12 protein-coding genes are annotated in these 11,247 nt (G+C 72.4%); 8 read left to right on the top strand and 4 right to left on the bottom strand.

What is annotated here, in order from left to right:
- Positions 1 to 12: 12 nt before the first annotated feature.
- Positions 13 to 1,677, bottom strand: coding sequence for a urocanate hydratase (gene hutU, locus BFN33_RS34095; protein ID WP_069764037.1), 1,665 nt, complete (start codon positions 1,675 to 1,677; stop codon positions 13 to 15).
- Between the two features lie 168 nt (positions 1,678 to 1,845).
- Between hutU and BFN33_RS34090 the strand changes: the two genes are divergently transcribed.
- The 5 genes from BFN33_RS34090 (at position 1,846) to BFN33_RS34070 (ending at position 5,691) form a co-directional block, all read left to right on the top strand.
- Complete coding sequence (locus BFN33_RS34090) at positions 1,846 to 3,216, top strand: diaminopimelate decarboxylase (RefSeq protein ID WP_069764036.1); 1,371 nt, start codon at positions 1,846 to 1,848, stop codon at positions 3,214 to 3,216.
- A gap of 169 nt (positions 3,217 to 3,385) precedes the next feature.
- The gene (locus BFN33_RS34085; protein ID WP_069764035.1) at positions 3,386 to 3,802 is read left to right on the top strand and encodes a hypothetical protein; all 417 of its coding nucleotides are present in this window, start codon (positions 3,386 to 3,388) and stop codon (positions 3,800 to 3,802) included.
- Positions 3,799 to 4,740 carry a hypothetical protein gene (locus BFN33_RS34080; RefSeq protein ID WP_069764034.1) on the top strand — a complete coding sequence of 314 codons (942 nt, stop codon included), beginning with the start codon at positions 3,799 to 3,801 and terminating at the stop codon, positions 4,738 to 4,740. Before BFN33_RS34085 ends, BFN33_RS34080 begins: the two co-directional genes overlap by 4 nt.
- Positions 4,741 to 4,774: 34 nt before the next feature.
- Positions 4,775 to 5,296 (top strand): roadblock/LC7 domain-containing protein, encoded by a 522-nt coding sequence (locus tag BFN33_RS34075; protein ID WP_069764033.1) that lies wholly within the window; start codon positions 4,775 to 4,777, stop codon positions 5,294 to 5,296.
- Positions 5,297 to 5,316: 20 nt separating this feature from the next.
- On the top strand, positions 5,317 to 5,691 hold the full coding sequence (locus BFN33_RS34070) for a hypothetical protein (RefSeq protein WP_069764032.1): 375 nt from the start codon (positions 5,317 to 5,319) through the stop codon (positions 5,689 to 5,691).
- 16 nt (positions 5,692 to 5,707) lie between these two features.
- Here BFN33_RS34070 and BFN33_RS34065 read toward each other — a convergent pair whose 3' ends face one another.
- The 3 genes from BFN33_RS34065 to BFN33_RS34055 all read right to left on the bottom strand — a co-directional run bounded on the left by BFN33_RS34065 (position 5,708) and on the right by BFN33_RS34055 (position 8,765).
- Entirely contained in the window at positions 5,708 to 6,301 is a 594-nt protein-coding gene (locus tag BFN33_RS34065) for a hypothetical protein (protein WP_088245446.1), read from the bottom strand.
- 83 nt (positions 6,302 to 6,384) lie between these two features.
- A complete protein-coding gene (locus tag BFN33_RS34060; RefSeq protein WP_069764030.1) occupies positions 6,385 to 7,236 on the bottom strand; it encodes a MurR/RpiR family transcriptional regulator in 852 nt (283 codons plus the stop codon).
- Positions 7,233 to 8,765: an aromatic amino acid ammonia-lyase gene (locus BFN33_RS34055; RefSeq protein ID WP_069764029.1), complete on the bottom strand. Its 1,533-nt coding sequence runs from the start codon at positions 8,763 to 8,765 to the stop codon at positions 7,233 to 7,235. The genes BFN33_RS34060 and BFN33_RS34055 overlap by 4 nt, the downstream gene beginning before the upstream one ends.
- Positions 8,766 to 8,906: 141 nt before the next feature.
- Here BFN33_RS34055 and BFN33_RS34050 point away from each other — a divergent pair, with 141 nt between their 5' ends.
- From BFN33_RS34050 to BFN33_RS34040, 3 genes are read left to right on the top strand one after another with little or no spacing between them, the layout of a single operon-like run.
- On the top strand, positions 8,907 to 9,944 hold the full coding sequence (locus BFN33_RS34050) for an ABC transporter ATP-binding protein (protein ID WP_069764028.1): 1,038 nt from the start codon (positions 8,907 to 8,909) through the stop codon (positions 9,942 to 9,944).
- Positions 9,941 to 10,582, top strand: a complete 642-nt coding sequence (locus BFN33_RS34045) for an ABC transporter permease (protein ID WP_069764027.1) — start codon at positions 9,941 to 9,943, stop codon at positions 10,580 to 10,582. The genes BFN33_RS34050 and BFN33_RS34045 overlap by 4 nt, the downstream gene beginning before the upstream one ends.
- 1 nt (position 10,583) lies before the next feature.
- Positions 10,584 to 11,246 carry an ABC transporter permease gene (locus BFN33_RS34040; protein WP_069764026.1) on the top strand — a complete coding sequence of 221 codons (663 nt, stop codon included), beginning with the start codon at positions 10,584 to 10,586 and terminating at the stop codon, positions 11,244 to 11,246.
- Position 11,247: the final 1 nt, after the last annotated feature.

Genomic DNA, 11,247 nt, shown 5'->3' with positions numbered 1-11,247 from the left:
TACCGCGCTCCGTCACGCCGAATCACCTTCACGCATCGGCACCCGCACACCCCGCTCGTCGGCGACGGACTCGGCGATGTCGTACCCCGCGTCCACGTGCCGGATGACACCCATGCCCGGGTCGTTCGTCAGCACCCGCCGGACCTTCTCCCCGCCCAGCTTCGTGCCGTCGGCCACCGTGACCTGGCCGGCGTGGATGGACCGCCCCATCCCCACGCCACCGCCGTGGTGGAGGGAGACCCAGGACGCGCCCGAGGCCACGTTGACCATCGCGTTCAGCAGCGGCCAGTCGGCGATCGCGTCGGATCCGTCGAGCATGGCCTCGGTCTCGCGGTACGGGGAGGCGACGGACCCGGCGTCCAGGTGGTCCCGCCCGATCGCCAGCGGCGCCGCCAGCTCTCCGCTCGCCACCATGTCGTTGAACCGGTCCCCGGCCTTGTCCCGCTCGCCGTAACCGAGCCAGCAGATACGCGCGGGAAGGCCCTGGAAGTGGACCCGCTCTCCCGCCATCTTGATCCAGCGGGCGAGGGACTCGTTCTCGGGGAACAGTTCCAGGATCGCCTTGTCGGTCTTGGCGATGTCGGACGCCTCACCGGACAGCGCGGCCCAGCGGAAGGGGCCCTTGCCCTCGCAGAACAGCGGGCGGATGTAGGCGGGGACGAACCCGGGGAAGGCGAACGCCCGGTCGTACCCGGCGAGTTGGGCCTCGCCGCGGATCGAGTTGCCGTAGTCGAAGACCTCGGCGCCGGCGTCCATGAAGCCGACCATGGCCTCGACGTGCCGGGCCATGGACTCGCGGGCGCGCACGGTGAAGCCGGCCGGGTCCTTGGCGGCCGCGTCGGCCATGTCCTCGAAGTCGACGCCCACCGGCAGATACGCCAGCGGGTCGTGCGCGGAGGTCTGGTCGGTGACGATGTCGACGGGCGCGCCCTCGGCGAGCATGCGCGGCAGCAGTTCGGCCGCGTTGCCCAGCAGACCGATGGAGAGCGGACGGCGGGCGTCCCGGGCCTCGACCGCGAGCCGGAGGGCGTCCTCCAGGCTGTCGGCCCTGACGTCGAGGTACCGGTGCTCGATGCGGCGCTCGATGGCGCGCGGGTCGACGTCGATACAGATCGCGACACCGTCGTTCATGGTGACCGCGAGGGGCTGGGCGCCGCCCATGCCGCCCAGACCGGCCGTCAGCGTGATGGTGCCGGCGAGGGTGCCGCCGAACTTCTTCGCGGCGACGGCGGCGAAGGTCTCGTAGGTGCCCTGGAGGATGCCCTGGGTGCCGATGTAGATCCAGGAGCCGGCGGTCATCTGGCCGTACATGGTCAGGCCGAGGGCCTCCAGACGCCGGAACTCCTCCCAGTTCGCCCAGTCACCCACCAGGTTGGAGTTGGCGATCAGGACGCGCGGGGCCCACTCGTGGGTCTGCATGACGCCGACGGGGCGGCCGGACTGGACCAGCATGGTCTCGTCCTGCTTGAGGGTGCGCAGCGTGCGGACCATGGCGTCGAAGGAGCGCCAGTCGCGGGCGGCCTTGCCGGTGCCGCCGTAGACGACGAGCTTGTCGGGGTGCTCGGCGACCTCGGGGTCGAGGTTGTTCTGGAGCATCCGCAGGGCGGCTTCCTGCTGCCATCCCAGGGCACTCAGTTCCGTACCGCGCGGCGCTCGTACGGGGCGGGGTCCTGACATGGTCTGCCTCCTGGGGCTCTGCTCCGGCTTGTTGCTGTCGATATTCACATCCTGACTTTCTGAATAGAACTAGTCAAGACGTTCTGGCGTCAGCATCGGTAGGGCAGGGATGTTTCGTTCGGACATCCGAACGCGGCGCGACGGCAGGGACGACGAGTAGGAGTCGTGGTGGACGAGTACGGCAACACCGGTGAAGGACGGGTGGCCCGCCGGGACGAGGCGGTGCGCGCGGCCGTGGAGCAGGGCCTGCTGGGGCCGGACTCCCCCATCGTCGGACTTCTCGACGTCACCGGGATCCGGGAGTCGGCGGCGGAGCTCCGCGCGGCCTTCGCCGAGGTCACCGCGCCGGGCACCCCGGTGCTGCACGCGTTCGCGGTGAAGGCGACCCCGCTGGTGCCGGTGCTTCGGCTGCTGCGCGAGGAGGGCATCGGCGCGGAGGTGGCGAGCCCCGGCGAACTCGCGCTGGCGCGGGCGGCGGGGCTGTCGCCGGCCGAGACCGTCCTGGACTCGCCCGCCAAGACGCCGGCCGAGCTCAGGGAGGCGCTGGCGCTGGGGATCGCCGTCAACGCGGACAATCCGCAGGAGCTGGACCGCATCGACGGCCTCGTCCGGTCGGCCGTCAGCCGCTCCCCGCTCGGGATCCGGGTCAACCCGCAGGTCGGCGGCGGTTCCATCGGGGCGACCTCCACGGCCACGGCGACCTCGAAGTTCGGGGTGGCGCTGCGGGACGAGGGGGCGCGCGAGTGGGTCGTGTGCGCCTACCTCGACCGGCCCTGGCTGAGCCGGCTGCACGCGCACACCGGCTCGCAGGGCATCCCGCTCTCCCTGATGGCTCAGGGGGTCGCGGAGACGTACGCGCTCGCCGAGGAGATCAACCGGCGCATCGGGCGGCCGCAGATCGACACGGTCGACATCGGCGGCGGGCTGCCGGTGAACTTCGCCTCGGACGTGACGGCACCGACGTACGCGGAGTACGCGCGGGCGCTCAGGGAGGCGGTACCGGGGCTGTTCGACGGGCGGTACGGGCTGGTCACCGAGTTCGGGCGGTCGCTGCTGGCCAAGCACGGCACGATCGTGGCGCGGGTGGAGTACGCCAAGAGCGCGGGCGGGCGGGCGGTCGCGGTGACGCACGCGGGCGTGCAGGTGGCGACGCGGACGGTGTACGTGCCGGGGTCGTGGCCGCTCAGGATCACCGCGTACGACGGCAAGGGGCGGCCCAAGAGCGGGCCCGAGGTGGTGCAGGACGTCGCCGGTCCCGCCTGTTTCGCGGGCGACCTGCTGGCCGAGGGCCGCGCGCTGCCGCTGCTCGACCAGGGGGACTACGCGGCGGCGCTGGACACGGGCGCGTACTACTTCGCGCACCACTACGCGTACAACTCGCTGGCCCGGCCGGGCATTTACGGCTTCGTGCCCGACCGGCCGGGAGGCGTTCGCTTCGCGACCGTGCGGGATCCGCAGACGCTCGCCTCGATCGTGGCCGAATCCGGAGGGGCGCACGCCGGTGCGCTCACCACCCTCCACGCACCCGGGAGCCGTTGACACGCAGCGGCGGGTCGACTGATCAATTGGCCCGTGAACAAGGCAAGTTGACCCACTCTAGCCACCCGGAGAATGTTCCACCGGAAAATGCCAGATCCCTCACCCGTCGCGCACACGTTGCGTAGTTTCGGCGTCACTCAGCCGAACCCCAGGCGGGAGGGGAGCCACGGTGCAGGGAATCGACGAGTGCCTGCTGGAAGCCATGCGGCTGCCGGGTGCGCGGGGGGCCGCGCTGGTCGACTGGACGAGCGGGCTGGCACTGGGCGCCGTCGGGGAAGCTCCCGGCGGCGACCAGGAGGCGGCCGCCGCGGAGGCCGCCGAGCTCGCCCGGCTCGCCGCCGAGCAGCGCGCCTTCGCCTCCGAGAGCTCCCGGGCCGCTGAGGCGGCGGCGCCCGGGGACGAGCCGGACCCGCCGGTCGAAGATCTCATCCTGAGCAACCGGGACAGCTACCACGTCCTGCGTTTCGTGCCGACGTCCTTCGACAGCAGCGTGTTCCTGCATCTGTGGCTGGCCCGCGCGGAGGGCAATCTCGCGCTGGCCCGGATCCGGCTCGGCGAGATGGCCGGACGGCTGGAGCTCGGATGACGACGGTCCGCATCACCACGCCCGCCACCCCGCCGCCCCGGCTGCCGGTGCGCGACAAGGCGGCCGCCCTGGACCGCGGCTGGGGCGGTGTCTCGCCGATGCTGACCCGGCTGGCCGCCGAGCGCGCCACCGGCATCCTGGTGCGCGAGCGCGGCACTCTGCACCTCGCCGACGGCAAAGTGGTGCACGCCGAGAGCCCGGCCGCCCCCGGCGCCGACGTCCTCCTCGCCGCCCACGGCACGCTGGACCCCGACGTCTGGCGGCAGGCCCTGGCCGAGTCGGTCGCAAGCACGGGGGGCGCCGGCACCGGGGCCCGCCGCCTCACCGGCGCCGAGGCCGTGCACCGGGCCGGCCGTCGGCTGGTCGCGGGCGGGCTGCTCACCGCGGGCGCCCTGGAGATGTGCCGGCTGACCGCGCTGTACGACGCGGCGTACTTCGCCCTCGCCCCGAGCAGCACCCCGGGCCGCTTCCGCTACGGCAGCGAGGACGGACCGGAGGAGCCCGTCGTCGAACCCCGGGAACCCGACGACACCCCCGGCGGCCCGCGTCCGGTCCCGGTCGCCGACCTGGAGCGCGAGACCCTGCGCCGCCGCGACCTGCTGCACCGCATCTGGCCTGACGCCCTGCCGGACGAGGTGCCGCTGACCCGGGAGCACCGCCCCGCGCCCCCGCCGCTCCCGGCCCGGCGGCAGGCGGTACTGGCCCGCGTGGACGGCATCCGCACGGCGTCGGAGATCGCACGCGAGCTGGGCCGTCCGGCCTTCCACACCCTCGTGGACGTACGGCGGCTGGTGGCGGCCGGAGTGGTCACGCCCCGTCCGCCGGTGTCCCTCACCGAGCCTGTGCCCGGGACGCCGGGCGACGGTCCGCCCGTCGAGTTCGTCGATCCCCACGTCACCTTGCTGAAGAGGCTCAGGGATGCGCTGGAGGCCCTTTGAGCGGCAGCGGATCCGCGCCGAGAGGAGAGACCTGATGGCAGCAGCTCAGGACGGGATCCTGGAGGAGCTGCGCCGGCTCAGAGCCCGGGTGCCGCAGCTCACGGGCGCTCTCGCGGCGGACGCCGACGGTCTCGTCCTGGCCCAGGACACCCCGGGTGTCGATCCGGAGACGGTGGCCGCGCTCACCGGGGCCACCCGGGCGCTCGCCGCCCAGCTGGCCGACGAGACCGGCCAGGGCGACCTGCGCGAACTGCTCCTGCGGGGCGTGTACGGCTACGTCGCCACGTACGCGGCGGGCGCCGGGGCCGTCGTCACGCTGCTCGCGCAGGACCGGGTCAACGTCGGGCGCCTGCATCTCGAGGGCCGCCGGGCGGGTGCCCGGATCGGGGAGCTCGTCGACAGCGCGGCCGCCGAGCACACACAAGCCATCACGAAGGCGCCCGCGAAGTCCGCTCCGGCACGTGCCAGAGCGGCTCGCACGTCCCGGGCCAAGCCCGAGGATCCGCGCGCCGCGGCCACCGCACCGACGGCGGCCCGCACCACCACCGAAAGTTAGACAACCGAGGAGACACAGTCATGGCCAACACCGAAACCACACTGAAGGAGGCTCTCGCCTCCATCGAGGGCGCGACCGGCGTCGCGCTCGTCGACTACACCAGCGGCATGGCGCTCGGCACCATGGGCGGCAGCAAGACCTTCGACCTGAACGTGGCCGCCGCCGGCAACACCGACGTGGTCCGCGCGAAGATGCGCACGATGGAGCACCTCGGCCTCAAGGCCCAGATCGAGGACATCCTGATCACCCTGTCCGACCAGTACCACCTCATCCGCCTCATCAGCGGACGCGGTGGCAACGGCCTCTTCCTCTACCTGGTCCTGGACGCCAAGCGGTCCAACCTCGCGATGGCCCGCCACCAGCTGAGGCAGATCGAGAACGACCTGGAGGTGTGACCCGGAAGCACCGGACCTAGACCAGTGCCGCGGTGCGGCGGCGCGATCCTCCCGGGGCCGCGTCGCCCGCCGCGATACCCGTGCTGCGGTACGCCCTGACCGCCTTGCCGGCCGGGCGGCCGCCGTTCGCGGCGAGCCAGTCGACCCGCACCCACAGCAGTGCGTCCTCGGCCCGCTCGCGCCGCCCGAGCCAGGCGGCCTTCAACCACAGGCCCGTACCGCACCCGGCCAGCAGCATGCCGCCCGCGACGGGCACGGCGAACGAACTCACCAGCGCGACCAGCCAGGCAAGCAGCAGCCACCAGCGGTGTCCGCGGCGCCAGTTGCGCACACTGACCGCCCGGTCCTGGAGCACGTCGTGCTTTCCGGCGCGAACGGCCGCCCGCCCCAGCGTCGTGTACCGCTTGCGGCGGCCGTACGACACCACGGCCACGGCGACGATGAACAGCGCCGCGCCCGCCATCACCCCGATCCGGCGTCCGGTCAGGCCCGGGATCAGCAGCCCGACGCCCGCCGCGAACACTCCGAGCCACCACAGCGGCGCCGCCCCGGCCCGCACGACGACAGCCACCCGAGCCAGCCCCTGAGCCCTGCGATCTCCGCGTGCCACGTCCCGCCTCCTTCTCGTCCTGGCACAGTCCTGCTGGGCCGGGAGAGTAGCGAGCGAACGTGAGACGAGCCTGAAAAAACGCCCTACTCGACGAAGAGTCCCCGCGCCGCCGCCCGCGCGTCGAACTCCTCAAGCCGGGCCTGCGCGTCCGCCAGGTCGTCGCACATCGCCTCCAGCAGCACCCGGCCGAGCAGCATCGGCGCGCAGGCGGTGTCGAAGGCGAGGCCGGTGCCGACGGCGGCGGGCAGCAGCAGGTCGGAGACCTTGGCGACGGGGGCGAAGGCGGAGTCGGCGACCGTGACGACGCTCAGGCCCGCCTCCTTGGCGTAGGCGAGGGTGTCGACGACCTCCCGGGGGTGCCGGGGCAGCGCGAAGCACAGCAGGGTCGAGGCGCCCGCGCGGACGGCGGCGTCGATGCGGTCGTGGATCATCGTGCCGCCCTCGTTGAGCAGCCGTACGTCCGGATGGACCTTGGCGGCGAAGTACGCGAAGCCGTACGCCTGGGAGGCGGCGGCCCGCAGACCGAGCACCGGCAGGGGGCGGGAGGCCGCGAGCAGCCGACCCGCCTTCTGCACCGGCCGCGGGTCGGCGAGGATCTCCGCCAGGTGCCTGAGGTTCTCGATCTCGGCCTCGACGGCCTGCTGGTACTCGTTGTACGACGCCGAGGCCGCCGACTGTTCGGTGGGCGTGACCTCGCGCAGGTGCCTGCGCAGGGCGGGGTAGCCGTCGAAGCCGAGGGCGACGGCGAAGCGGGTGACCGAGGGCTGGCTGACCCCGGCCAGTTCGGCCAGCTCCACGCTGGACAGGAACGGCACGTCCCCGGCCCGCCGCACCATGCTGTGCGCGATGCGCCGCTGGGTCGGCGTGAGCCGGTGCCCCTCGAACAGTGCCTGCAGCCGTCCCGCGGGAGTGTCCACCCCGCCCGTCTCGCTCATGCCTCGCTCCCCCTCCAGATGTCCGTGAACCGGTCGAGCAGTGCGGCCGCCGCCGTCACGTCGCCCGTGAGCGGCCGGTCGGCCGGGTCCTCTTCGAGGACCGCCTCGGCGAGCTCCAGCGCGCGGCCCACCGGGAGGTCCGGGTCGGGCCTGAGGTCGCGCTGGCGCAGCGCCCGTACGGCGGCCACGAGTTCGCAGCCGACGACGAGACGGTACGCGCCGCACGCCCGCAGTGTCTGACGGGCGGCGAGCGAGGCGAAGCTGGCCTGTTCCTCGACGCCTCGGGAGAGTACAGCGTGGCCGAGCGAGGCGGGCGCGGAGAAGGCCCGCAGGTCGCCGAGGGCGGCTCCGGCGGCGTACTCCAGGATCATCACGCCGGAGGAGGCGGGCTCCTGGTCGGCGAGGAAGGGCCTCAGACGGGTGAAGGCGGGCTCGTTGAGCGTGGAGAGCCGGGACGTGGACAGGCGGGCGACCTGGGTGAGGGCCAGCCTGAAGTGGTCCAGGGCGAGGGCCAGTTGGGCCTGGTAGAAGCCGCCGTGGTGGTAGGCGGCCATGTCCTGGGGGGAGATGAGCGGGTTCTCGGCGGCCGCGTTGATCTCGATCGAGAGGACCTCCTCCAGGGTGTCGGCGGCGTCCTGGGCGGGACCGTGGATCTGGGGCAGACACCGGAAGCCGTACGGGTCCTGGATCCGGCCGAGCGGTGGGGTGGGCCGTTCCTCCGCCCCGATCAACTCCCGCATCCGCCGCGCCACTTCGACGGATCCGCGGTGCGGCCGGGCGGCGTGCACGGGGGCGGCGTACGCCTCGTGCGACCCGTCCACGGCCAGCAGTGACAGCGCCCCGACGACCTGCGTGGCCTCGATGAGCCCGCGCAGCTCGTGCAGGGCGAGGGCGGCCTGGCCGAGGGTGAGGGCGTTGCTGCTGATGAAGGCAAGGGCGTCGTTGTTGTCGAGGAGCTGGGGCTCGGGGGCACCCCCGGCGGCACCGTCCGTCCCCCGCCAAGGGTGTTCCCCCGCCAGCGCCAGCCCCACCTGGGCCAGCGCCGCGATGTCCCCCGTGCCCACCGAGCCGAACTCGTTGACGACCGGGTACGCCCCGCTCTCCAGCGCCTCGCACAGAGCCGTCACGACGGTCGGCCGCAGCCCCGCGCCCCCCGCGAGCAGTTGGTTGGCCCGCACCGCGAGCATCGCCCGGACCTGCCGGGCCGGGAGTTCCTCGCCGATCGCGCCGGCGTGGCTGCGCAGCAGCCGCAGACCGTGTTCGGCGGCCGCCTCGGTGGGCACGTCCTCGTTCCGGTTGGCGCCGACACCGGTCGAGCGGCCGTAGACGCGTCCGGTCGCGGCGATCTGGCGGGCGGCGTCCCAGGACTCCGTCACGCGCTTCGTCGCGTCGGTCCCGGGCACCGGTCGCGCGCTCCCGTCGGCGAGGCGGACGACGTCCGCGACGCCGAGTCCGATCCCGTCGAGGACCACCAAGCCCGTGTGCCCGACCGCGACGGGATCAGGAGTGTCCACGATCCGAGACGACATTTAGCTCAGACTCCCCTCAAAGCGGACGTTCGATCTTGCCTGACGGTCATCCGTTACCTCGGATTAACACCGAACCGTTGACAACCTATTCAGCTACCGAGAACTCTGCATGACGTTATACAGCCGGGCAAGGGACATCTCATGATCCAGTTCGACACGGTCCACAAGCGCTTCCCCAACGGCACGACAGCAGTGCACGATCTCACCCTCGACATGCCGGAAGGCGGCGTGACCGTCCTCGTCGGATCCTCCGGTTGCGGCAAGACGACCACCCTCAGAATGATCAACCGGATGGTGGAGCCGACCTCCGGCACCATCAAGGTCGGCGGCAAGGACGTCACCCGGCAGGACGCGGCCGAACTGCGCCGCTCCATCGGGTACGTCATCCAGCAGTCGGGCCTCTTCCCGCACCGCACGGTGCTGGACAACATCGCCACCGTCCCGCTCCTGCTCGGCCACGGCCGCAAGAAGGCCCGGGCCCGGGCGGCGGAACTGCTGGAGACGGTCGGTCTGACCGCCGAGTCCGGCAAGCGGTACCCCCACCAGCTCTCCGGTGGCCAGCAACAGCGCGTCGGCGTCGCCCGCGCCCTCGCCGCCGACCCGCCGGTGCTCCTCATGGACGAGCCCTTCGGCGCGGTCGACCCGGTGGTGCGCACCCAGCTCCAGGACGAACTGCTCCGGCTCCAGAAGGAGTTGAGCAAGACCATCGTCTTCGTCACCCACGACATCGACGAGGCCGTACGACTCGGCGACCGCATCGCGATCTTCCGGACCGGCGGTCACCTCGTGCAGTGCGCCCCGCCCGCCGAGCTCCTCGCCCGTCCGGCCGACGACTTCGTGGCCGACTTCCTCGGCGCCGAGCGCGGCCTGAAGCTGCTCTCGCTGAAGACCCTGGCCGAGGTCCCGCAGGGCCCGGCCCCCGACGGCGGCGCCTGGACCCTCGTACGCGACGAAGCCGGCAGGCCGGCGCACTGGCGCTCGGCGGACGCCCTCGAACTCCCCGTACGCCCCCTCAAGGACGGCGACTCCCTGCTCGCCGCCCTCGACGAGTCCCTCGCCTCCCCCACCGGCCTGGTCGCCCGCGTCGACGCCGACGGCGTACTGACCGGTGTCACCTCCCGCGACGACATCCACCGGCACGCGGGCCGCGCCCACACGGAAGCCCGGGTGGCCGCATGACCATCGACTGGTCGTGGATATCCGGCCACACCGACGACCTGACCACCCTGACGGTCTCGCACCTGCAGGCAGCCCTGAGCGCCGTCTTCTTCGGCCTGCTGATCTCGCTGCCCCTCGCGGTGGTCGCCCACCGGGTCCGCCCCCTGCGCGGCTTCCTGCTCGGGCTCTCGAACGTCCTGTTCACGATCCCGTCCATCGCGATCTTCGTGCTTCTGCTGCCGATCAGCGGTCTGACCCGCACCACGACCGTGATCGGCCTGACGGTCTACACCCTGGTCGTCCTGCTGCGGAACACCGTCGAGGGCCTCGACTCGGTCCCCGCGAAGACCAAGGAGGCCGCGAAGGCGATGGGCACGCGCCCCCTGCGCACGCTCCTCACCGTCGAACTCCCCCTCGCGCTCCCGGTGATCATGGCGGGCGTGCGGATCGCGACCGTCATGTCGATCTCCCTGGTGTCGGTCGCCACCTACATCGGCGACGGCGGCCTCGGCCAGCTCTTCACCGACGGCTTCCAGCGCGACTTCCCGACCCCGGTGATCGTGGGCGTGGTCCTCACGATCCTGCTCGCCGTGGTCGCGGACGCCCTGCTGGTGGCCCTCCAGTACGTCTTGACCCCGTGGCGGCGGAGGCGAGCCTGACATGTACGAACTCTTCAAGAACCTCGGCTCCTGGCTGACCAGCGGCTCCCAGTGGACGGGGACGGACGGCATCGCCCACCGCCTCGCCGAGCACCTCCAGTACTCACTGCTCGCGACCCTCGTCGCGGCCGCCATCGGCCTCCCCCTCGGCCTGCTGATCGGCCACACCGGCAAGGGCGCCTTCCTCGCGATCAACCTCGCCTCCTTCGGCCGCGCCCTGCCGACCGTCGGCCTGGTCGTGCTGGTCTTCCTGGCCGGCGGCCTGTCCATGCTCCCGGTCTACGTCGCACTGGTCGCCCTCGCGGTCCCGGCGATCGTCACCAACACCTACGCCGGCATGACGGCCGTCGACCCGGACGTCAAGGACGCCGCCCGCGGCCAGGGCATGCGCGGCCACCAGGTCCTGTTCCAGATCGAGCTGCCGCTCGCACTCCCCCTGATCATGACCGGCCTGCGCCTGGCACTCATCCAGGTCGTCGCCACCGCGACCATCGCGGCCTACGTCTCCTTCGGCGGCCTGGGCCGCTACGTCTTCGACGGCCTCGCTCAGCGCGACCTCGTACAGGTTCTCGGCGGGGCGGTGCTGGTCGCCGTGGTCGCCGTGGCCCTCGACCTCATGCTGTCCGGCCTCCAGCGCTTCCTCTTCCGACACCGCACCGCGTAAG

Origin of the sequence: Streptomyces sp. LUP47B (genome assembly GCF_001746295.1) — a bacterium.
In the GTDB taxonomy this organism is placed as follows: domain Bacteria; phylum Actinomycetota; class Actinomycetes; order Streptomycetales; family Streptomycetaceae; genus Streptomyces.
Note: the sequence above shows the minus strand (reverse complement) of the source record. Positions and strands in the feature narration are given on the sequence as shown.